Raw genomic sequence first — 21,235 nt, 5'->3', positions numbered from 1 at the left:
GCGGCATATTTTTTGTGATTGGGGTTATTTATTTAGTGGTTTTTGCGAAGTAAGGGGGCGTCAATCTCAGCATGTTTATACCGCTTGAGATTGACGCTTTTTCTTTTTGGATAATCTATAGAAAAAAGGAATAGACAATGAAAATTAACCAATTTATAAGCAAAGCATTATCCTGCTCAAGACGAGAAACAGATCGCCTCATTAAAGCGAATCGTGTAGCAATTAACGGTGAAATTTGTACGCACGGTGCGCTTGTGGCAGCAGATGATATTGTATCGATTGATGGCAAAACGATTGAAAAAGAGGCTAAAGAAAAAATCTATATTGCCTTCCATAAACCTGTTGGGATTACTTGTACGGCTGCGGAACATATTGAAGGAAACATTATTGAGTATATCAATCACCCCGAAAGAATCTTTCCGGTTGGTCGCTTAGATAAAGCATCAGAGGGATTGATTTTGCTAACAAACGATGGAGCAATTGCCAACCAAATTTTACACGGAGATCATGAGCACGAAAAAGAGTATATTGTAACGGTTGATAAGCCATTTACAGATTGGTTTATTGACAGCATGTCCCGTGGTGTGAAGATTAAAGATGGAATGACGAAACCTTGTAAAGTGACAAGAGTAGATCACTCGACATTTCGAATTGTGTTAACGCAAGGAATGAATAGACAAATTCGCCGAATGAGCCGTGCGTTTGGATATACGGTAACGAAGTTAAAACGGGTACGAATTATGAATATTACACTTGATGGATTAGAAGTGGGAGAATGGCGAAATGTTTCGGAGCAAGAGTTAATAGAATTAATGAGGCAGTTATAGGGAGAAATTATCTCCCTATATTTTTTTGTCAGAAAAAATAAAACTATTGATTTTTTTGAAAATAGCCCATATAATAAAAAAACAACAAGATTCGACAATATATTTTACAAAAGTAATGATGAGGACATGAGTTATTTTTTACGATTCTCAGAGAGGGAAGCCTTAGGCTGTGAGCTTCCTAATACGAAAAGGTACCTTACCACCTCTAAACTTCAAGAGTGAACTGCATGATGCATTGTAATTCTTGGCGGATAAAACCGTTATCAATTTACACGAGCTATAAAATGAGTTTATTTTGTTATAGATTCATTTTATTAGAATAAGGGTGGAACCACGATTTCAACACTCGTCCCTTTTTTAGGGACGGGTGTTTTTTGCGTTCTTTTATAGGGGAAGTAGGATTGAAAGAGGAAGTATAATAGGTTTTATTATCGGAATATTTTGTCTTTTATTTTTTTAGGAGGTAGATTGAAATGAAGTCATCTTTAAAATTATCTGAGATGTTTGCGATAAGCTTAATGTTATTTGCGCTATTTTTCGGTGCAGGTAATATGATTTTTCCACCAGCATTAGGACAAGGTGCTGGAACAGAGGTATGGATTGCATTGTTTGGCTTTGTGATTACAGGTGTAGGGCTCCCTTTACTAGGAGTTATCGCCATTGCTTTAAAAGGAGATATTAATACACTCGCAGGTCGTGTTCATCCGTTATTTGCACTTGTTTTCATTGTTGCAATTTATTTATGTTTAGGTGTATTTGTTAGTGTACCTCGTACAGGAACTGTTGCTTATGAAATGGCAGTTGCTCCATTTTTACCAAGTTCAGTAGCTGGTGCGGGATATCCGCTTGTGATGTTTACATTTATTTTCTTTGCAGTTACTTTTTATTTAGCATTAAATCCTTCGAAACTAGTAGGGCGTATTGGGAAAGTATTAACACCGATTTTATTAGCTATTATTGCAGTGATTGTAGTGAAAGCATTGATTTCTCCAATAGGCGAGTTTGGTGCACCAACTGAAAATTATAAAGATCCGCTGTTTAAAGGATTTATTGATGGATATTTAACATTAGATGGATTAGCAGCACTTGTTTTCGGAAATGTAGTTATTAATACTTTAAAAGGACAAGGAATTACAAATAAGAAAAGTATTGCGAAAGTGACAATTATTGCAGGAATTATTGCGGCATTTGGTTTGCTTATCGTTTACTTGTCACTTGCTTATCTAGGAGCTTCTAGTGTATCGCTTGGTATGGGAGAGAACGGCGGTGTTATTTTAACAAACGTTGTACATCATTTATTCGGTAGTTACGGTACACTATTACTTGGCGTAGCAATTGCAGCGGCATGTTTAACAACTTCTGTTGGAATCGTCGCAGCTTGTGGAGAGTATTTCTCAGCATTACTACCAAAGCTTTCGTATCAAAAAGTTGTTTTCATCTTCTGCGCATTAGCATTTATGGTAGCAAACCTTGGCTTAACACAGCTAAATGCATTAGCGTTACCAATCTTAATCGCAATCTATCCAATTGGAATCGTATTAATCATATTATCACTTATTGAAAATTACATTCGTATCCCACTGGCAATGTATGTAGGCGGGATTGCATTCGCATTTGTTATTAGCTTTTTCGATGGTTTAAATAATGCTCATATTCAAATTGCGGCATTAGCACCAATTCTTGAAAAAGTTCCATTGTATAGTGTAGGAATCGGCTGGTTGATTCCGGCAATCATTGGTATGTTTGTTGGATATGTTGTATCTGTTTTTCAGAAACAAAATGTTGTTGTAGAGAAGTAGTTAACAGTTCGCTAGGTGACGAGCTGGTTGTACTCGCAAAGCAATAATATGGTATAGTGAAACGAGGCTGTTTTTTCGGTCTCGTTTTTTAAATGCTTCCTATTAGATAGAAAGCATTCAAATGGAAAGGAAGACATTACATGCGATCAGAAGTAACTGTAAAGATAAAACCGAAATTTATAAAAGAGATTAAAAGTGGCTATCCACTTATTTTAAAAGATGCGATTCAAAACTTAAATGATATACGTGAAGAAGGAGCAATTATCAAAATTATTGATGAGAAGAATCAATTTCTTGGTAAAGGCTACTACGGAAAGCAAAATAAAGGATACGGCTGGATTTTAACGAGAAAAGAAAAAGAGAACATTGACCAATCGTTTTTTGAAAGCAAGATAAAATCAGCGTTACATAAGAGAAAAAGTTTTTATAAATCAAATGATACAACAGCATTCCGTGTCGTAAATGGTGAAGGTGATGGGCTTGGCGGTTTAATCATTGATTATTATGATGGCTATTATGTAATAAGCTGGTATAGCGAAGGAATCTATTCATTCAAAGATGAGATCATTGGAGCTCTTCAAAAGGTAGCAAACTTTAAAGGTATTTATCAGAAGAAGCGTTTTGATACAAAAGGAAAGTATATTGAAGAAGATGACTTCGTAACTGGAGAACGCGGTGAGTTCCCAATCATCGTGAAAGAGAACGGTGTAAACTTTGCAGTGTATTTAAATGACGGAGCGATGGTCGGTGTATTCTTAGATCAGCGTAACGTTCGAAAACAAATTCGTGATACGTATGCGAAGGATAAAACAGTATTAAATATGTTCTCTTATACAGGTGCTTTCTCTGTATTCGCAGCGCTTGGCGGAGCGACAAAAACAACAAGTGTTGACCTTGCAAATCGCAGTTTAAGTAAAACAATTGAACAATTTAGTGTGAACGGTATTGATTATGAGGCGCAAGATATTATTGTAGAGGATGTATTCCATTACTTTAAATACGCGGCAAAGAAACAAATGAAGTTTGACATGGTTGTGCTGGACCCACCAAGCTTTGCACGTTCTAAAAAATTTACATTTAGTGCAGCGAAAGATTATAAGAATTTGTTAAAAGAAACAATCGCTATTACAGAAAATAACGGTATTATCGTTGCTTCCACAAATTGCAGTACATTTGATATGAAGAAATTTAAAGGCTTTATCGACACAGCGTTTAAAGAAATGAACGGGAAATATAAAATATTAGAAGAACATGCACTGCCGGAAGATTTCCGTACAATCGATCAATTTAAAGAAGGTAACTACTTAAAAGTAGTCTTTATTGAAAAGATTAAAGGATAATAAAAAAAGAGCTCAATTTAAAATGAGCTCTTTTTTTATTGGATAATATTCTGCACTCTGCCAACTTGTCCATCCTGCAACCTTACTTTAATGCCGTGCGGATGAGACGGTGAGTTTGTCAAAATATCTTTTACAATCCCTCTTGTTAACTTGCCAGTTCGTTGATCTTGTTTTAACACAATATCAACTTCAAGACCTGGTGAAATGTTTGCTCGTTTTTGCCCGTTCATTTACACACCTGTACGTCTACGTTGATTGTTTGTTTTCTTCGTTTGTTGATTTTGTAGTTTTTTCGTTGCTTGACTTTGGTTTTTCGTATTTGCGCCATTTCCATTTCCTTGCTTTTTCTTCTCAAGTTGTTCGCGCATCAAATCAGCTAAGCTTACTTTTTTATTTTCTGACATGGTAAAACTCCTTTATATTAGGTTAATTATAAACATTTATGGTGAATTCCATCATATCATTGTTAAGTGAGGAAGGAAAGTCAGATTGAATTTTCATATAATTCTTTCCAGTTTTATTTACTTCAGTTACAATTGAATTGTTAATGTTTGTAAAAAAGGGGGTGGGATCATGTCACATCATATTTTACTAGTAGAAGACGACATTTCGATTCAAGAAATGGTCGAGACTTATTTATCAAAAGAGGGATTTCAAATCACAATCGCATCCGATGGAGAAGAAGGGGTTCTCGCATTTCTAAAAGGTTCATTTGATTTAATTATTCTCGATATCATGATGCCAAAGCTAGATGGTTTAGAGGTCGTAAGAATCATTCGAGAAAAAAGTGCGGTTCCCATTTTAATGATGTCAGCGAAGGATACAGATGTGGATAAGGCAATAGGTTTAGGTCTCGGAGCAGATGATTATATTTGTAAGCCGTTCTCTATGATTGAACTGGCAGCACGGGTAAAGGCGGGCATTCGAAGATCGACGAAGTATTCAGCTACAGAGCAGAAAGAGGAAAGGATCGCGATTGGTGATTTAAAGATTGATCCAATCAATTTTACTGTGCATAAAAATGAAAAACAATTGAAACTCACTTTGAAAGAGTTTGAGATTTTAAAACTATTTGTAAAGAATCAAAACCGTGTATTTACGAAAGCTCAGATCTATAACTTGATTTGGAGTGAAGAATATTATGGTGATGATAATGTAATTAATGTTCATATGAGAAGGTTACGTGAAAAGATTGAAGATGATCCTTCTAGTCCAAAATATATTAAAACACTATGGGGCATTGGTTATAAGTTGGAAGTGATGTAATATGGTATCTTTTTTAACGATTGTCATTTTCATATTAGTAGGTGTTATTTATTTTCAATATAGAATAGGGAAAAGTAAGAGTGTGAATGTACGATATACATATGAAAAGTTACAAGATATTGTAAAACAACAAACAGGTGAGAATTTATTAGTTATGACGGATGATAAAGAACTACAAAAATTATTAGTAGTGATAAATCATTTATTAGATGCGAAACAAAAAACAAATGCAGATCATGCGAAAGTTGAAATTTCAATGCGAAAGATGCTTTCAAACATCTCGCATGATTTAAAAACACCACTTACTGTTATTCTTGGATATATAGAAATGTTAAATATAGATAAAACGATGAGTGAAGAAGAACGGAAAGAATTATTAGAAAAGGTACATTTAAAAACATTAGAAGTGATGGAACTCATTCATAAATTTTTTGATTTAGCGAAATTAGAGTCAGGGGATAAAGCAATCGAAATGACAAAGGTGAACATGAATGAAGTGTGCCGAGAGAAAATTTTATCATTTTATGATTTATTGACGACGAAGGGATTTGAGGTGCGTATTGATATACTCGAGAAAAATGTATATGCACTTGGAAATGCTGAAGTACTAGGCAGGGTGTTAAATAATTTAATCTCCAATGCGATTGCATATGGATACGATGGTAAAACGCTTGGTATGACATTAAGGGATGATGATAGGTGTGTGTATGTTGATGTATGGGATTGTGGAAAAGGAATTGATGAATCTCACATTGATAAAGTATTTGAACGGATGTATACATTAGAAGATTCAAGGAACCGATTGTATCAAGGGAGCGGCCTTGGACTCACGATTACGAAAAGGCTCATAGAAGCGTTAGGCGGAGAAATTCATCTTTCTAGTAAGCCATATGAGAAAACAGTATTTACAATTGTGCTGAAAAAAATGGAATTTTAGCTTGTAGAAAAGAGGATTCTACAAGCTTTTTTGAATTAAGGAATTTGTAAGGAATGGGTAAGAAAAAAGTGACTTTCATTGACTATGATAAGAATATAAGGTAATGCGAAAGGGGGAAACGGTATGACATATATATTAAAAACAAATCAGTTAACAAAAGTATTTCAGGGGAAAGAAGTAATTTCTGGTGTTAACATGCATGTGAAAAAAGGAGAAATTTATGGGTTTTTAGGACCAAATGGTGCTGGTAAAACAACGATTATGAAAATGATTACGAATTTAATCAAACCGACGAGCGGAGATATTGAAATTTTTGGTGAGAAATTAACAGATACATCTTATGAAGTGTTAAAAAGAATGGGGACAATAATTGAGTATCCGATTTTTTATGAGAAATTAACAGCAAGAGAAAACTTGCATTTACATTGTGAATATATGGGCTACTATGATAAAAAAGCGATAAATCGTGCTTTAGATCTTGTTAACTTGCACAATATCGATAATAAAAAAGTTAAAGATTTTTCATTAGGTATGAAACAAAGACTAGGTATTGCGAGAGCGATTATGACCAAGCCAGAGTTTCTCATTTTAGACGAACCAATTAACGGTTTAGACCCAATTGGCATTAAAGAATTGCGAGAATTATTTAAAATGCTGTGTAAAGAATATGGGATTACTTTATTAGTTTCTAGTCATATTTTAGGTGAAATGGAGCAAATGGCAGATACAATTGGGGTCATTCAAAATGGGAAACTAATTAAAGAAGTTTCAATGAAGAGCATTAACGGAAAACAAACAGAGTACATTGAAATTACTACTCCTAATGTGAAACACGCAGCTTACATCTTAGAAGATAAATTAGATATAAAAAATTATAAAATAATGAGTGGAAACATGATTCGTGTGTATGAAATGACAGTGACACAGCAAGCGATTTCAAAAGTGCTTATTATGAGTGATGTAGAAATTGAGAGTATGAATAAAAAGCATAGTTCGCTAGAAGAGTACTTCTTAAATGTAATGAATGGAGAGGGCATTCATGCTTAGATTAATGAGACTTGAGCTTATAAAATTTAAGGTGTGGCCGATTATTAGAAGTGCGTTCATTGCGATATGTATTGTTTCTATATTTATTCCATTGATTATTTTTGATGGGGAACTGGATAGCTATAAAAGTGCTTTTCAATTTATTGATCGTTTTTCTCGAGGGGTATTTATGATTTTCGGAGCAAGTTTAATTGCAAAATTTATTATTCAAGAGTTTCAAAATAAGACGATGACCGTCATGTTTATGTATCCAATCAATCGAAAGAAAATGATGGCAGCAAAAATTCTTATCATTATTTTGTTTACGCTGTGTGCAATGATAACTTCAGAAATTATTATGTTTAGTTTCGTTTATGTTTTAAATGTATATCATCCGGTAATCATGGAATCGCTAACAATGACAATTCTAGCTCAGAATGTAGCGGAATTATTAGTGAATGCTTTGGCATCAACAGGAATCAGTTTAATCCCACTTTACTTTGGAATGAAAAAATATTCAGTGCGGGCAACACTTGTATCTGCAATTATTCTTACGTTTTTATTTGCTGCTAGTTTGAATGGTGAAATTTCGTTATTCAGCTTTATTGTGATTCCGATCACGATGGCATGTGTTGGTCTATTTATTGCTTATATGGCTATAAGAAAAATCGAACAAGTGGATTTGTTTAAATAGGGGATATGTATCGGAGCAATCTTAGTAATGGGGGCAACTAATATGTTTAAATTAATGAAACTAGAAATGAAAAAATGTAAGCTTGGTTGGTATGTAAAGGGAGCTATTATCGCGAATGTTGTGATGATTACATTGTTAATTTTTGTTAGTTTTGTAGCGCAAATAGAGGGTGAAACAGAAATAAGAAATGCTGAAGCGATTTTGTTGATGGCTAGTACGATGGTAAGAGGGACGTTTATTATATTTGGAGGGGTATTAATTGCGAAGTTAATCATTGAAGAATATAAAAATAAAACAATATTACTTATGTTTTCTTATCCGATTAATCGAAAGAAACTGATTGCTAGTAAATTACTTATTACAGCGATGTTAACATTTATAACAATTATAGTATCAAATATTTTGTTAGTAGGTGTTTACTTCACAATAAATAGCTATTTTTCAATGATCCCCAATTCAGTAACGACAAATCAACTTATACAAGAAGGAATCAAACTCGTGCCTTTTGCAATTGCAGCAGCAGGAACTAGTTTAATTCCGTTATACTTCGGTATGCGTAAATATTCTGTACCAACAACGATTGTCTCATCTATCCTTGTTGTGATGATTGCATGTCAAAGTCAGCCAGAGTTCTCATTAGCAACCTTTTTGCCACTGCAATTAGCGCTTGCAGCTATTGGTATTATGATTGCTTATTATGGAATTAGAAATATTGAGAAGGAAGATGCATTGTAAAGTTTCACATGAAACAAGTTACAGAGAAAGACAAAGTGTTCACTCACCTTGTCTTTTTCTGTTATTACATTTTTGGAGCATCCATCCCCGCAGCAGCCCATTCTTCCTTAGATGGTCCATAAATACCTGGGACCTTTAATCCAGCTTGACGCATTAAGACAGTCATTTGCCCACGGTGATGATTTTGATGGTTAATAAGAGTCATCAAAAAGATAGAGTTCGGCATGGGACGCCCAAAGAAATCATTAATTGTTGCTAGATCTTTATCAGTCCACTCTGTTTGAAGTGCTTCCACAAAAGCCGTGTTTACTTTGCGATAGCCTTCTGCAATCGTCTTCGCAGAAGTTGGAACAGGATAATCTTTCGCTTCCCCCTCAAACTGTAAACCAGTTCCTGATAGCATTACAGGAACTGCAGTAACGATATGCCAAGCCACTCTTCCTAAAGTCCAATGCCCAGGTGCAATTTCTTGTGATAAAGATTCATCCGTTAATGCATCCAATACCTTTTGTGTAGACTCAGATTCGTATTTCCATGTCGTTAGAAAGCCCTCAATTGTTTGATACATGTTATCCCCCCAATGGTTATATTCATAGAGTGAATTCGTGAGAGGAGGTGTTTTTCCTGCTCTTTTTATTTTGTATATGTATATTGATATAATATGGAATAGATATGGAAAAATTTATATTTGTGTCAGAAAACTAACATGATAATTCGTATATTAAGTGAATAGAGAATGATACAAAGAGTGGTGATAGGGATGCGAGAACTGGAAATAGTAGAGGGGTTACGAAAAAAGGATATGTCTGCATTACATGCGGCGATAGATCAATATAGTGATGTAATTTATAAAGTTGTTCATAGTGTATTAGATACTTCGCATAGTAAAGTGTTCGTTGATGAATGTGTGGATGATATTTTATTAATTATTTGGTACAACATTGAGAGTTATGATGATTCGCGCGGGAAATTTAGAAATTGGCTCATATCGGTTGCGAAATTTAAAGCGATTGATTTTAAGAGAAAGAGTAATCAGGCTTATCGATTACAAGAATTTCAGCAGGATATATATGAAGAGATAGAAGATACAAATCAAATGAAGGAGAAACAAGAGGAGAGTTTCTATCTTTTAATTGAAACTTTAAACAGTGAAGATAGGAAAATCTTTATAAAAAGGTATCTAGATGAATATAGTGTGCAGGAGATTGCCTCTGCACTAGGACTGACACCTGATACTGTATACAGCAGACTTTCAAGGGGACGGAAAAAACTAAAAAAGATAATAGGAGGGGGAACTCATGCGTCAAGAGGAGTTGTTACAACGATTAAGTAATTTGCAATATAGTGATGAAGATGTGGCGGAATATGATGTTGAAATAAAAGTTGATAAACAGAAAATAAAACGTGCAAAAATGGTAGTAACTAAAAGTATTTTGATGCAGCGTTGTTATCAGGAAGTACAGGATGACTTACAAGAACGTGAAGAAATTTTATATAGTATGTTTGCAACGAATCCTCGTGTGAAAGGTTCACAAACTGGAACGGCAGCTGTGTCAGGGGTAGGCGTCCTCGCGATGCATTTTGGTATTAATAGTGTTCTTATTGTTACAAATAAAAGATTATATGTTTTCTTTGTAGACCGTTATTATAATGATGTTGATTTAAAAGTGTATCAATTAGATGAAGTTGTATCTATGAAAACGGTATTAGATCGCAAAGATGGAAGTGAGTTTTTATATATAAAATTTACAAATGGTAAAGAGTATGTGTTGTTAGGGATTGATGAGGAGTATCGTGAATTATTTCAAGTGTTACGTAAAGAGAAAAAAGCGGATGACATCTTGTTATCATTACAAGACAAAAAATTAACCTGGGCATTAAGAGGGAAGAGAATGGGATTATATATATTTATGTATTCATTTGTTATATATTTCTTTTATAAAGCTTATGTTAACTTTATGCCGCACTAATAAAAAACGAAGGCTTCTAAAATAACAGAAGCCTTCGTTTTTTATTAATTAACTTTCTTCCCACTCTTCCTCATCAACCAAAGGAAGTACGGTGCTCCAAGTACAGCAACTACAAGCCCTGAGGGGATTTCTTTCGGATAGACAATCGTCCGTCCAAGTAAGTCAGCGATGCAAAGCAGAACAGCTCCAAATAGTGCTGAACAAACAAACAATCTTTGATGGTTCATCCCAACAACGATGCGTGCTAAGTGCGGGGCAACGAGTCCTAAGAAAGCAATCGTCCCAACAGCAGCAATATTTACTGAGGCAAGTAACGTTGCTAGGATAATAAGTGCAAAACGTGTTTTGTTTACACGTTGCCCAAGTCCTGTTGCTAAGTCATCCCCGAGTACGAGAACATCAAGCTGCTTCATCAAGAAGAATATCGTTGGTACGAGAATAAGAGATGGATATAAAAGTATATTTTCTAAGTGATTCCAGCCCCGTGCGTACGTACTACCAGATAACCAAGTTAAGGCAGCAGCTACGTTTAAGTTTGCTCTAACGATAAAGATTTGAATGATTGCTGAGCCGAGTGCGGATACACCAATTCCGATTAACGCAAGTGCTGTTGGGCTAAAGCCTGACTTCCATGAAAAGAAGAGGACAATTCCAACTGCAAGTAGGCCACCAATGAATGCACCGACTGGTAAGAAGATTCCTGGCAGTGCCGGGAAAACATACATAATTGTTAACGCACCGACACCTGCACCAGACGAAATACCAATGATAGATGGATCAGCAAGCGGATTGCGTAATATTCCTTGAAAGACGAGTCCGCTTATTGCAAGACATGCTCCAGCAACAGCAGCAACGAGCATTCTTGGTAAACGAAGGTTCATCATCATGTTTTGATCGAATTGGGTCAGCTGCCCTGTTAAGGCATTTGTTATGCTTTCTATGTAGGCGTTGCTGCCAATTACAACACCAAGAACAATTGTTACAACGCAAAGTGTAATAGAGACGATGAGCACTTTTTTATAAGAGAAATAGCGTGAGCTAGCACCAGCTGCATTTGCTCCGTTATCGTTCATATATTGCTTGGATTTCATCATGCGATAAACTAAGTAAATAAGCCATGGTGAACCGATCATAGCAGTAACAGCACCAACAGGAAGTTCAGCACCTGTTGGGTCTATTAATCTACCGACAACATCTGCTCCAAGTAATAAAATAGCCCCCCACAAGAAAGAGGAGAGAAGTAGTGGGAAATGTTGGCGATAGCCAATCAGGCGCATTAAGTGCGGTGCAACTAAGCCAACAAAACCGATTGGTCCAACAACTGTTACAACGACCGCTGTTAAAAAGATTGCAGCAATAAATGCAATCAAACGTGTTACTTCTGTTTTTTCGCCAAGTGAAACAGCAACATCATCACCTAATAGCAGCACATTTAGTTTACGTGACATAAACAGTACAGCAAGGAAGGCGCAGACAACAAATGGAACCGCAAATTGAACGCCATCCCAGTTGTTTTGTACAAGTGACCCTGCACCCCAAAGGAATAAGCCAGCTGTTTCGTTTTCATAAAACAGTTGCATCGTTCCGGTAAAGGCGGAGAGCATTAATGTGACAACCATACCTGCTAATGCCATACGTAGTGGTGTTCCTTTTCTACCGCCAGAAATCCGATATACGAACAAAGCAGTTACTGCCCCTCCAATAAATGTGAATAGAAGCGAGTGACCTTGTAAGTGTTTCGGTAAAAAGATAGTGGCGGCAATTAAAAAGAAATATGCTCCTGAATGAATTCCCATTGTACTTGCCTCAGCAAGTGGATTTTTCGTTAAAGTTTGTAAAATAACGCCTGATGCAGCGAGTGCACCACCAGCTAAAATAGCAATAGCAGCCCGCGGTAAACGCAACATAAGTAATGTTTGATGCTCAAGAGATTGATTTGGTGAAAAGAGAGCATCCATAATCATGCTGTAAGAAATATTTGCTTGTCCTTGTCCGATATGAATAAAGAAAAGGAGGAGCAAGAGAGCTGCTCCTCCTCCGAATACAAGACTTGCTCGAAGTGTATGTTGTAAGTTATTCATTATGCGATCACTTCTTCGCTGTCATTACATCTGCAACTTGTTTTGCTAATGATTGTGCAGATTCAGGGCCACCGAAGATCCAAGTGTCACCTTTTAGTTTATACATTTTATCTTCTTTCTTGAATTTCAATTCTTCCCATGCTGGGTTCCCTTTTAGTTGCTTATCGAAAATGTTATCGTCATCAGCAACGATGTATAAGAAGTTTGCATCTTGTACATCTTGTAGTGCTTCTACAGTTGTTTGTTTAAAGCCATCCGGCTCAGATTTACCAGGTTCAAATGCATTTGTTAAACCTAGTTTTTTCGTAATTTGTATCGCTGTAGAATTGTCTGTTAATAGACGGAATGTTGGAACATCTTTCGCTGTAAATGATTGTGTTAATACGATATTTTTATCTTTTAAGTTTGCTTTTTCAATTTTTTCTTTTGCATCAGCAAATGTTTTATCCATGTCCGCTAATACTTTTTTCCCTTGCTCTTCTTTTCCAACCGCTTTTGCAATTTGTTTAAATGTTTCTGTCATTTCAGCAAAGTGGTCGTTATTGCTTGTTGATGGATCAAACATAACTGTTGGTGCAATTTGTTCTAACTCATTTTTAATTGCTTTACTACGGAATGAAGCTGTAATAATTAAATCTGGTTTTAGACGATTGATTTCTTCTAAATTTGGTTGTTGACGTGTACCTACATCTACAACGTCTTTACTCGGTTTTGTTTCTGTATTTACCCATTTATTGTAATTTTTAATGTCTGCCATACCGACTGGCTGAACACCAAGTGCTAATAAGTCTTCTGCATATACCCACTCAAGTACAACAACTTTTTTCGCTGGTTTATCTAATTTTGTTTCCCCTTCAGCGTGTTTAATTGTTATAGCTTGTTTTTTGTCATCTGTTTTTACTTCTTTCTTCTCTTCCTTTTGTTGTCCACATCCGACAACGAATAGAAGAATGACCATAAAAATACTAAGAACTTTTTTCATCTTTTTCCCCCAAATGAATTATTTTGCAGTAATCGAAATTGAAAATCGTTATCAATTGCAACAAGAAAATCATACTATGCGAATGTTTTAAGTGTCAATATTTTTCTGAAAATTTTGATGGGAAATAATAACTTTCACAATTTTTTCTTTGGATGCATTTACGAATAGGTGCTGGAGAGAGGGAAAATCAATCTAGAAGGCAAAAGTACAAGCAAAGACAGCGAGTACTGCATGTAATAATTATTGGAATGCAAATAAAAAAATTTATTATAAAGAGCTTATTGTAGAACAAGGACAATTAAATTTTAATTATTTTTATGGCTAGTGAGCGGGGTATCTCGATTTCATTTGTCTAAATTTAGAGAGGTAGACTAAGAGTGTGTTTGAAAGATTAAATAAGGAGGAGGGAATCAGCATGTCTGTAGGACGTTGTGGATGTCAAAATGGGATACATGTTGATTCATGCTGTTTTAGTTGTGATGGGACTGTTCCTAAAGTGTGTCCAACGGGAGCAACGGGGGCAACGGGAGCAACAGGAGCAACAGGAGCAACCGGGGCAATCGGTCCAACCGGTCCAACAGGAGCGACGGGAGCAACGGGAGCAACCGGAACGACCGGAGCAACGGGAGCAACCGGGGCAACGGGAGCAACCGGAACGAGTATAACAGCAACGTATGCTTTTGCAAATAATACTTCTGGTTCAATAATATCGGTTCTTCTCGGTGGAACGAATGTACTGCTCCCAAATAATCAAAATATTGGACCTGGGATTACAGTTTCTGGTGGGAATACAGTATTTACTGTTGCGAATGCGGGAAATTATTATATTTCGTATACCATTAATATAACCGCTTCGTTGTTAGTAAGTTCCCGAATTACCATAAATGGAGCGGCTCTTGCTGGGACGATAAACGCGCCAGCGCTCGCGACAACTTCATTTAGTGCGACAATTATTACAACGCTTGCGGCAGGTGATGCAATTAGTTTGCAGTTGTTTGGTTTGGTAGCGCTCGCGACACTATCAACAGCTACTCCTGGAGCAGTTTTAACAATTATAAGATTAAGCTGATGATAAATAATTCTTCCAGCTATACAAATAGAGTGGAGAATTATACATAGAGAAGTGGGAGAAGTAATGAATAGTTGTTAAAAAGTCAGAATATTATGATTGTAACGTGATTGTGGCTATAATATAATGAAAACAATCATCATGAATGGAAATTCATTTTATTTTTGTAAGAACAGGGAGGGGGAATGAGGATGGAAAAGCCTTGGCTACAAAATTATCCAGAGGAAATTCCACATGCAATTTCTTACGATATTCAGCCGCTGCATGTGTATTTGCAGAAGATGTCTTCTCGGTATCCAGAAAAGAAAGCGCTTCATTTTTTAGGGAAGGATATTACATTTTCAGAACTAGACTGTAAGGTGAAACAATTTGCAAATTATTTACGCAAGCTTGGTGTGAGAAAAGGTGATCGAGTTGCGATTATGTTACCAAATTGTCCGCAAGCTGTAATTGGATATTATGGTACATTGCTCGCAGGTGGTATTGTTGTACAAACAAACCCTCTTTATACGGAGAGAGAACTAGAATATCAGCTTCATGATTCTGGAGCAAAAGTCATTCTTTGTCTCGATTTAGTCTTTCCAAAAGTTAATGACGTTCAGTCTGCTACAAAGATTGAGCATATTATTGTAACGCGTATTGCAGATTTTTTACCATTTCCCAAAAATTTAATTTATCCATTTGTACAAAAAAAGCAAGCAAATCTTGTTGTAAAAGTAACTGAAAGTGAAACAATTCATATTTGGAAGTCAGTAGAAAGAGAAGATGATGAAGTAGTAGAGGTACCTTGTGATCCTGAAAATGATTTAGCGCTCTTGCAATATACAGGAGGTACGACAGGATTCCCAAAAGGAGTCATGTTAACGCACAAAAATCTTGTATCAAATACATTGATGGGTGCGCACTGGTTATATAATTGTAAAGAAGGGGAAGAAGTGGTCCTAGGTGTTCTTCCATTTTTCCATGTGTATGGGATGACAGCTGTGATGAATTTAACTGTTATGCAAGGGTATAAAATGGTAATTGTTCCGAAGTTTGATATAAAAATGGTATTTGAAGCGATTAAAAAGCATAAAGTTACACTATTTCCAGGAGCCCCGACGATTTATATTGCCCTTTTAAATAGTCCGCTGCTTCAGCAATATGATATTTCTTCAATTCGTGCGTGTATTAGTGGTTCTGCACCGCTTCCAGTAGAGGTACAGGAGAAATTTGAAAAGATTACAGGTGGTAAACTCGTAGAAGGATATGGACTGACAGAATCATCTCCAGTTACGCATAGTAATTTCTTATGGGAAAAGCGTGTGCCGGGAAGTATTGGTGTCCCGTGGCCAGATACAGATGCCCGCATTATGTCGCTTGAAACAGGAGAATCGTTGCCGCCAGGAGAGATTGGTGAAATTGTTGTGAAAGGTCCGCAAGTCATGCAGGGATATTGGAATAAGCCTGAGGAAACAGCGGCGGTATTACAGGACGGTTGGTTACACACAGGTGATGTTGGCTATATGGATGAAGAGGGATTTTTCTATATAAAAGATCGCAAAAAAGACATGATTGTTGCTAGTGGATTCAATGTTTATCCACGTGAAATAGAAGAAGTATTATATGAGCATGAACAGGTGCAGGAAGTGGTTGCGATAGGGGTTCCAGATCCATATCGTGGTGAAACTGTGAAAGTTTTTGTTGTACTAAAAGAAGATGAAGTTTGTTCTGAAGAAGAGTTAGATCAGTTTGCTCGTAAATATTTGGCTGCTTATAAAGTTCCAAAAGTATATGAATTTCGGAGTGAGTTGCCAAAAACAACGGTTGGTAAGATTTTACGCCGTGTCCTTATAGATGAAGAGAAGAAAAAGGAAGAGAAAGAGGATGAGCAGACGGGCTAAAGGCCCTTTCTTTTTGGGAATATAAGGTTGACAATTTTTTAAATAGTCAGTATTATTGAGATGTGAATGATTATTCATTCAGTCATTCATTATCTTGAAGGGGACAGTAAAGTGAAAAAAAATCGACCAAAATACAACCAAATTATTGATGCGGCGGTTATTGTAATTGCAGAAAATGGATACCATCAAGCGCAAGTTTCTAAAATTGCAAAGCAAGCTGGCGTTGCTGATGGAACTATTTATTTATATTTCAAAAATAAAGAAGATATATTAATATCCTTATTCCAAGAGAAGATGGGAGAATTTATTGAAACAATTCGTCAAAAAACAGCAGGAATTGAAAGCGCTGTATCGAAGTTGTTTATGTTGGTAGAAATGCACTTCGTGCTGTTGTCGAAAAATGATCCTCTTGCTATTGTCACGCAACTAGAGCTTCGTCAGTCCAACCAAGACCTGCGTCTCAAAATAAATGAAGTCTTAAAAGGGTACTTACAAGTCATTGATGAAATTTTGGAAACAGGTATAAGACAAGGTGAATTTAAGGCGGATTTAAACGTTCGCATAGCAAGACAAATGATCTTTGGAACAGTAGATGAAGTTGTGACCAATTGGGTAATGAGCGATCATAAATATGATTTGGTCGCACTTTCAAAAACGGTACATGGGCTGCTTAGTTCAGCTTGTGGTTATCGTCAATAATGGGAGGGATCATGTTGAAATTCCTATCTGTAACAGTAGAAGACCACATTGCGGTGGCGACATTAAATCACCCACCAGCGAATGCTATGTCTTCACAAGTCATGCATGATGTTACTGAGTTAATTGATCAAGTCGAAAAGGATGAAAATGTGCGCGTTGTTGTTCTTCATGGCGAAGGCCGCTTCTTCTCAGCAGGAGCAGATATTAAAGAATTTACTTCTGTTGAAGAAGCAAAACAGGCGACAGAGCTAGCACAGCTTGGACAAGTTACGTTTGAGCGTGTGGAAAAGTGCTCAAAACCAGTTATTGCGGCAATTCATGGAGCGGCACTTGGCGGTGGCCTTGAGTTCGCTATGTCTTGCCACATGCGCTTTGCAACTGAAAACGCAAAGCTTGGTTTACCAGAGTTAACGCTTGGATTGATTCCTGGCTTTGCAGGCACACAACGTTTGCCACGTTATGTTGGTAAAGCGAAGGCTTGTGAAATGATGTTAACGAGTACACCAATTTCAGGTGCACAGGCATTAGAATTGGGACTTGTAAATGGCTTGTTCTCGGAAGAAACATTCCTAGAAGAAACGCTCAAAATTGCAAAACAGATTGCTAGTAAAAGCCCAGCGACAACTCGTGCTGTGTTAGAACTATTACAAACAACAAAATCATCTCATTATTATGAAGGTGTACAACGTGAAGCACAAATATTTGGTGAAGTGTTCACGAGTGAAGATGGAAGAGAAGGTGTAGCGGCATTCTTAGAGAAACGCAAGCCTTCATTTAGTGGCAGGTAGTCCAAATTATTTTTTTAATACAAATTAACAGAATATTAAAATTGATGGAATCTTTCTGAAAAACAAGGGGGTAAATGGAATGAACATCTACGTACTCATGAAACGAACATTTGATACAGAAGAAAAAATCGTAATTAAAAACGGTGCAATTTACGATGGCGAAGCGGAATTCATCATCAACCCTTACGATGAATATGCAATTGAAGAAGCAATTCAAGTAAGAGACGCACAAGGCGGTGAAATTACGGTTGTAACAGTTGGCGGCGAAGATAGTGAGAAAGAACTTCGTACTGCGCTAGCGATGGGCTGTGATAAAGCGGTATTAATTAATATTGAAGATGATGTTGAGAATGGTGACCAATTTACAACAGCGAAAGTGCTTGCTGAGTATTTAAAAGATAAAGAAGTAGATTTAATTTTAGGTGGGAACGTAGCGATTGATGGTGCGTCTGGACAAGTTGGACCTCGCGTAGCAGAAGCGTTAAATATTCCATATGTAACAACAATCACAAAGCTTGAAATTAACGGTACAAACGTGAAAATTGAGCGTGATGTTGAAGGGGATACTGAAGTGATTGAAACATCACTACCACTTTTAGTAACAGCGCAACAAGGTTTAAATGAACCACGTTATCCATCGCTTCCAGGTATTATGAAAGCGAAGAAGAAGCCGCTTGAAGAGTTAGAATTAGACGATCTAGATTTAGAGGAAGATGATGTGGAGGCAAAAACAAAAACGATTGAAATCTATTTACCTCCTAAGAAAGATGCAGGAAAAGTGTTACAAGGCGAGCTGCAAGATCAAGTAAAAGAACTTGTATCGTTGCTCCATACAGAGGCGAAAGTAATCTAATAAAATACGAAATTATATATGCAGGAGGGAAAATCTATGGCTCGTAAAGTATTAGTAATGGGTGAAGTTCGTGACGGATCACTACGTAACGTTTCATTTGAAGCGGTAGCAGCAGCGAAAACAATTGCAGAAGGCGGTGAAGTTGTTGGCCTTCTAGTTGGGGAGAGCGTTGCATCTTTTGCAAATGAATTGATTCATTACGGTGCAGATCGCGTTGTGACAGTTGAAAGTGATAAATTAAAATCATATACGTCTGATGGATATGCACAAGCATTTTTAGCTGTGTATGGTGAAGAGAAACCAGAAGGTATTGTCTTTGGACATACAGCACTTGGTAAAGATTTGTCACCAAAGTTAGCTGCTAAACTTGAGGCTGGTCTTGTTTCTGATGTTACTGCATTAGAAGTAGCAGGTGGGAATGTTGTGTTTACACGCCCAATTTACTCTGGTAAAGCGTTTGAGAAGAAAATTGTAACAGATGGTATTCTATTTGCGACAATACGTCCAAATAATATTGCGCCACTTGAAAAAGATGAAGCGCGTACAGGTGATGTATCTTCAATTACAGTTGATGTAAAAGATTTGCGTACAATTATTCAAGATGTTGTGCGTAAAACGGCAGAAGGTGTAGACCTTTCAGAAGCGAAAGTTATTATCGCTGGTGGACGCGGTGTGAAAAGTGAAGACGGCTTTAAACCGCTAAAAGAATTAGCTAATGTATTAGGTGGCGCTGTTGGAGCATCACGTGGTGCATGTGACGCAGAGTATTGCGATTACTCATTACAAATTGGACAAACAGGTAAAGTTGTTACACCAGATTTATATATTGCATGCGGTATTTCTGGTGCAATTCAGCATTTAGCTGGTATGTCTAATTCAAAAGTAATCGTTGCAATTAATAAAGATCCAGAAGCGAGTATTTTTAAAGTAGCTGACTATGGCATTGTTGGCGACTTGTTTGAAGTAGTTCCTTTATTAACAGAAGAATTTAAAAAACTAAAAGTACATTCTTAATTTGAATAACCCTTGAGTTCCAGGTGAAATACCCCTATATATATAGAAAAACGAGAGGTCCCCTGCCTCTCGTTTTTTAACATGTATGTCTACCCGATATATAATTGTAGGTTAGAGACTTGCACTCATTTTCTCTTTTTATTTTGACATGGAATGGGGCTAAGAAAGGATCTGACCGCATCTATGCATGGCTAGATGCTCTCTTCCATCTAAAAAAGAAAGGTTTTAGGTTTTTTTATTCGGTATTTATATAGCTTGTATTTTTATATAGTATAAAGGGAACCTTTTTTGTTACAATACATAACGATACATAATATTCGCCACGTATATAACTTAATGATATACTTTTGGTAGAATACACTTGAAGGAGGAAATAAAATGGCAATTGTAAACGCAACTGACAAAAACTTCGCAGCTGAAACAAGCGAAGGTATTGTATTATTAGATTTCTGGGCACCATGGTGTGGGCCTTGTAAAATGATCGCTCCTGTATTAGAGGAAATCGATGCAGAATTAGGCGAAAAAGTAAAAGTAGTTAAAGTAGACGTAGATGAAAACCAAGAAACTGCTCGCAGTTTTGAAGTTATGAGCATCCCATCTCTTTTCGTATTAAAAGATGGTAAAGTGGTTGACCAAGCGTTAGGTTACAAACCAAAAGAAGCGTTAGTAGAACTAGTTTCTAAACACTTCTAATCGAAAAAGCTGCCGTACGGCAGCTTTTTATTTATCCTGTTTTAACGGGCAGTAAGACCCCCACTGATTAAAGTTTCACTTTATCTCATTAAAACCATCTTTGATGCATTTCTTTTAGAAAGCTGTCTGTAACTTTATATCCAGAATTTTCTCCGATAACAGAGTCAATACCACAATAGGGACAAACGGCTGTATGATCATCATCCCACCATTCATTAATTTTAGTTGGGTCAAAAATTTTTAAACAATAAAAGCAACCACATATAGTATCTTTTTCTAAGGAAGCTCTATTATGAGAACTAAAACGGTGTGCATCTCTAAAATGTTTTTCCATTGTTATCCTCCTGTTTGCGCTGTTCTTTGCTTGTCATATTTGAATGTTTTTTGTATTTCATGCCTAAATCGTTTGCATTGTTGTGTATTATGAAAATTTAAAAGGAAAAATCCTAAATTCTATTTTTTAGTTTAACATGGAAATCAATAGTAAAATACGATATGAAAAGATAAAAATATGTATAATAATTTCATTTTTTTGCGCTTTCCGTTACAATGAAAGAACGTATGTTGGGGGAATTGTGT

At 36.4% G+C, this 21,235-nt stretch carries 23 protein-coding genes and 1 other annotated feature; of the genes, 17 read left to right on the top strand and 6 right to left on the bottom strand.

Features of this window, described 5'->3' with window-relative positions; genetic code table 11:
* The first annotated feature begins 137 nt into the window (after positions 1-137).
* From CN373_RS12970 to CN373_RS12960, 3 genes are all read left to right on the top strand, one after another.
* Complete coding sequence (locus tag CN373_RS12970; protein ID WP_098359483.1) at positions 138-827, top strand: 23S rRNA pseudouridine(2604) synthase RluF; 690 nt, start codon at positions 138-140, stop codon at positions 825-827.
* 106 nt (positions 828-933) lie between these two features.
* Positions 934-1,184, top strand: a binding site (T-box leader).
* A gap of 116 nt (positions 1,185-1,300) precedes the next feature.
* A complete protein-coding gene (gene brnQ6, locus CN373_RS12965; protein ID WP_000842685.1) occupies positions 1,301-2,626 on the top strand; it encodes a branched-chain amino acid transport system II carrier protein BrnQ6 in 1,326 nt (441 codons plus the stop codon).
* Positions 2,627-2,766: 140 nt separating this feature from the next.
* Entirely contained in the window at positions 2,767-3,966 is a 1,200-nt protein-coding gene (locus CN373_RS12960; RefSeq protein WP_001255951.1) for a class I SAM-dependent rRNA methyltransferase, read from the top strand.
* Positions 3,967-4,001: 35 nt separating this feature from the next.
* On the opposite strand, the gene CN373_RS12955 is transcribed toward CN373_RS12960, so the two are convergent.
* Entirely contained in the window at positions 4,002-4,196 is a 195-nt protein-coding gene (locus tag CN373_RS12955; protein WP_001014304.1) for a YwbE family protein, read from the bottom strand.
* Positions 4,197-4,370 (bottom strand): hypothetical protein, encoded by a 174-nt coding sequence (locus tag CN373_RS25565; RefSeq protein ID WP_001293587.1) that lies wholly within the window; start codon positions 4,368-4,370, stop codon positions 4,197-4,199.
* Between the two features lie 169 nt (positions 4,371-4,539).
* Here CN373_RS25565 and CN373_RS12945 point away from each other — a divergent pair, with 169 nt between their 5' ends.
* The 5 genes from CN373_RS12945 to CN373_RS12925 all read left to right on the top strand — a co-directional run bounded on the left by CN373_RS12945 (position 4,540) and on the right by CN373_RS12925 (position 8,624).
* Entirely contained in the window at positions 4,540-5,232 is a 693-nt protein-coding gene (locus CN373_RS12945; protein ID WP_000018048.1) for a response regulator transcription factor, read from the top strand.
* Between the two features lies 1 nt (position 5,233).
* Complete coding sequence (locus tag CN373_RS12940) at positions 5,234-6,169, top strand: HAMP domain-containing histidine kinase (RefSeq protein WP_098359482.1); 936 nt, start codon at positions 5,234-5,236, stop codon at positions 6,167-6,169.
* Between the two features lie 123 nt (positions 6,170-6,292).
* Positions 6,293-7,216, top strand: a complete 924-nt coding sequence (locus CN373_RS12935) for an ABC transporter ATP-binding protein (RefSeq protein WP_098359481.1) — start codon at positions 6,293-6,295, stop codon at positions 7,214-7,216.
* Positions 7,209-7,889 carry an ABC transporter permease gene (locus CN373_RS12930; protein WP_098359480.1) on the top strand — a complete coding sequence of 227 codons (681 nt, stop codon included), beginning with the start codon at positions 7,209-7,211 and terminating at the stop codon, positions 7,887-7,889. Before CN373_RS12935 ends, CN373_RS12930 begins: the two co-directional genes overlap by 8 nt.
* 42 nt (positions 7,890-7,931) lie before the next feature.
* Entirely contained in the window at positions 7,932-8,624 is a 693-nt protein-coding gene (locus CN373_RS12925; RefSeq protein WP_000475528.1) for an ABC transporter permease, read from the top strand.
* 64 nt (positions 8,625-8,688) lie between these two features.
* Here the strand turns inward: CN373_RS12925 and CN373_RS12920 are convergent, their stop codons facing one another.
* Positions 8,689-9,192, bottom strand: coding sequence for a DinB family protein (locus CN373_RS12920; protein ID WP_000284990.1), 504 nt, complete (start codon positions 9,190-9,192; stop codon positions 8,689-8,691).
* Between the two features lie 192 nt (positions 9,193-9,384).
* Here CN373_RS12920 and CN373_RS12915 point away from each other — a divergent pair, with 192 nt between their 5' ends.
* Both CN373_RS12915 and CN373_RS12910 read left to right on the top strand, forming a co-directional pair.
* Positions 9,385-9,957 (top strand): sigma-70 family RNA polymerase sigma factor, encoded by a 573-nt coding sequence (locus CN373_RS12915; RefSeq protein WP_002057955.1) that lies wholly within the window; start codon positions 9,385-9,387, stop codon positions 9,955-9,957.
* Positions 9,923-10,594, top strand: a complete 672-nt coding sequence (locus tag CN373_RS12910) for a hypothetical protein (RefSeq protein WP_001248470.1) — start codon at positions 9,923-9,925, stop codon at positions 10,592-10,594. The genes CN373_RS12915 and CN373_RS12910 overlap by 35 nt, the downstream gene beginning before the upstream one ends.
* Before the next feature lie 44 nt (positions 10,595-10,638).
* Here CN373_RS12910 and fhuB read toward each other — a convergent pair whose 3' ends face one another.
* Together fhuB and CN373_RS12900 are read right to left on the bottom strand one after the other, a co-directional pair.
* Positions 10,639-12,675, bottom strand: a complete 2,037-nt coding sequence (gene fhuB / locus CN373_RS12905) for a Fe(3+)-hydroxamate ABC transporter permease FhuB (RefSeq protein WP_001061682.1) — start codon at positions 12,673-12,675, stop codon at positions 10,639-10,641.
* A 7-nt stretch (positions 12,676-12,682) separates the two neighbouring features.
* Positions 12,683-13,657, bottom strand: a complete 975-nt coding sequence (locus CN373_RS12900; protein WP_098359479.1) for an ABC transporter substrate-binding protein — start codon at positions 13,655-13,657, stop codon at positions 12,683-12,685.
* 415 nt (positions 13,658-14,072) lie between these two features.
* On the opposite strand from CN373_RS12900, the gene CN373_RS12895 reads away from it, so the two are divergent.
* From CN373_RS12895 to trxA, 7 genes are all read left to right on the top strand, one after another.
* Entirely contained in the window at positions 14,073-14,726 is a 654-nt protein-coding gene (locus CN373_RS12895) for a BclA C-terminal domain-containing protein (RefSeq protein ID WP_098359478.1), read from the top strand.
* A 191-nt stretch (positions 14,727-14,917) separates the two neighbouring features.
* Positions 14,918-16,609 (top strand): long-chain-fatty-acid--CoA ligase, encoded by a 1,692-nt coding sequence (locus tag CN373_RS12890; protein WP_000414748.1) that lies wholly within the window; start codon positions 14,918-14,920, stop codon positions 16,607-16,609.
* Positions 16,610-16,720: 111 nt separating this feature from the next.
* Positions 16,721-17,308, top strand: coding sequence for a TetR/AcrR family transcriptional regulator (locus tag CN373_RS12885; RefSeq protein ID WP_000742215.1), 588 nt, complete (start codon positions 16,721-16,723; stop codon positions 17,306-17,308).
* 11 nt (positions 17,309-17,319) lie between these two features.
* Positions 17,320-18,096, top strand: coding sequence for an enoyl-CoA hydratase (locus CN373_RS12880; protein WP_000911300.1), 777 nt, complete (start codon positions 17,320-17,322; stop codon positions 18,094-18,096).
* 79 nt (positions 18,097-18,175) lie between these two features.
* The gene (etfB, locus tag CN373_RS12875; RefSeq protein ID WP_001029025.1) at positions 18,176-18,949 is read left to right on the top strand and encodes an electron transfer flavoprotein subunit beta; all 774 of its coding nucleotides are present in this window, start codon (positions 18,176-18,178) and stop codon (positions 18,947-18,949) included.
* A 36-nt stretch (positions 18,950-18,985) separates the two neighbouring features.
* On the top strand, positions 18,986-19,963 hold the full coding sequence (gene etfA, locus CN373_RS12870; RefSeq protein ID WP_000101971.1) for an electron transfer flavoprotein subunit alpha: 978 nt from the start codon (positions 18,986-18,988) through the stop codon (positions 19,961-19,963).
* 378 nt (positions 19,964-20,341) lie between these two features.
* The gene (gene trxA, locus CN373_RS12865) at positions 20,342-20,656 is read left to right on the top strand and encodes a thioredoxin (RefSeq protein ID WP_001018947.1); all 315 of its coding nucleotides are present in this window, start codon (positions 20,342-20,344) and stop codon (positions 20,654-20,656) included.
* Positions 20,657-20,744: 88 nt separating this feature from the next.
* Here trxA and CN373_RS12860 read toward each other — a convergent pair whose 3' ends face one another.
* Positions 20,745-20,990, bottom strand: coding sequence for a hypothetical protein (locus CN373_RS12860; RefSeq protein WP_000410831.1), 246 nt, complete (start codon positions 20,988-20,990; stop codon positions 20,745-20,747).
* Between the last annotated feature and the right edge of the window lie 245 nt (positions 20,991-21,235).

Source organism: Bacillus cereus, assembly GCF_002561295.1.
Taxonomy (GTDB): Bacteria; Bacillota; Bacilli; order Bacillales; family Bacillaceae_G; genus Bacillus_A; species Bacillus_A cereus_S.
This window is presented reverse-complemented; position numbering and strand designations above follow the sequence as displayed.

What these genes read in the sequence shown, in the direction of transcription:
- CN373_RS12970 (WP_098359483.1), top strand. Translation starts at nt 138, where the DNA reads ATGAAAATTAACCAATTTATAAGCAAAGCATTATCCTGCTCAAGACGA.
- brnQ6 (WP_000842685.1), top strand. Translation starts at nt 1,301, where the DNA reads ATGAAGTCATCTTTAAAATTATCTGAGATGTTTGCGATAAGCTTAATG.
- CN373_RS12960 (WP_001255951.1), top strand. Translation starts at nt 2,767, where the DNA reads ATGCGATCAGAAGTAACTGTAAAGATAAAACCGAAATTTATAAAAGAG.
- CN373_RS12955 (WP_001014304.1), bottom strand. Translation starts at nt 4,196, where the DNA reads ATGAACGGGCAAAAACGAGCAAACATTTCACCAGGTCTTGAAGTTGAT.
- CN373_RS25565 (WP_001293587.1), bottom strand. Translation starts at nt 4,370, where the DNA reads ATGTCAGAAAATAAAAAAGTAAGCTTAGCTGATTTGATGCGCGAACAA.
- CN373_RS12945 (WP_000018048.1), top strand. Translation starts at nt 4,540, where the DNA reads ATGTCACATCATATTTTACTAGTAGAAGACGACATTTCGATTCAAGAA.
- CN373_RS12940 (WP_098359482.1), top strand. Translation starts at nt 5,234, where the DNA reads ATGGTATCTTTTTTAACGATTGTCATTTTCATATTAGTAGGTGTTATT.
- CN373_RS12935 (WP_098359481.1), top strand. Translation starts at nt 6,293, where the DNA reads ATGACATATATATTAAAAACAAATCAGTTAACAAAAGTATTTCAGGGG.
- CN373_RS12930 (WP_098359480.1), top strand. Translation starts at nt 7,209, where the DNA reads ATGCTTAGATTAATGAGACTTGAGCTTATAAAATTTAAGGTGTGGCCG.
- CN373_RS12925 (WP_000475528.1), top strand. Translation starts at nt 7,932, where the DNA reads ATGTTTAAATTAATGAAACTAGAAATGAAAAAATGTAAGCTTGGTTGG.
- CN373_RS12920 (WP_000284990.1), bottom strand. Translation starts at nt 9,192, where the DNA reads ATGTATCAAACAATTGAGGGCTTTCTAACGACATGGAAATACGAATCT.
- CN373_RS12915 (WP_002057955.1), top strand. Translation starts at nt 9,385, where the DNA reads ATGCGAGAACTGGAAATAGTAGAGGGGTTACGAAAAAAGGATATGTCT.
- CN373_RS12910 (WP_001248470.1), top strand. Translation starts at nt 9,923, where the DNA reads ATGCGTCAAGAGGAGTTGTTACAACGATTAAGTAATTTGCAATATAGT.
- fhuB (WP_001061682.1), bottom strand. Translation starts at nt 12,675, where the DNA reads ATGAATAACTTACAACATACACTTCGAGCAAGTCTTGTATTCGGAGGA.
- CN373_RS12900 (WP_098359479.1), bottom strand. Translation starts at nt 13,657, where the DNA reads ATGAAAAAAGTTCTTAGTATTTTTATGGTCATTCTTCTATTCGTTGTC.
- CN373_RS12895 (WP_098359478.1), top strand. Translation starts at nt 14,073, where the DNA reads ATGTCTGTAGGACGTTGTGGATGTCAAAATGGGATACATGTTGATTCA.
- CN373_RS12890 (WP_000414748.1), top strand. Translation starts at nt 14,918, where the DNA reads ATGGAAAAGCCTTGGCTACAAAATTATCCAGAGGAAATTCCACATGCA.
- CN373_RS12880 (WP_000911300.1), top strand. Translation starts at nt 17,320, where the DNA reads ATGTTGAAATTCCTATCTGTAACAGTAGAAGACCACATTGCGGTGGCG.
- etfB (WP_001029025.1), top strand. Translation starts at nt 18,176, where the DNA reads ATGAACATCTACGTACTCATGAAACGAACATTTGATACAGAAGAAAAA.
- etfA (WP_000101971.1), top strand. Translation starts at nt 18,986, where the DNA reads ATGGCTCGTAAAGTATTAGTAATGGGTGAAGTTCGTGACGGATCACTA.
- trxA (WP_001018947.1), top strand. Translation starts at nt 20,342, where the DNA reads ATGGCAATTGTAAACGCAACTGACAAAAACTTCGCAGCTGAAACAAGC.
- CN373_RS12860 (WP_000410831.1), bottom strand. Translation starts at nt 20,990, where the DNA reads ATGGAAAAACATTTTAGAGATGCACACCGTTTTAGTTCTCATAATAGA.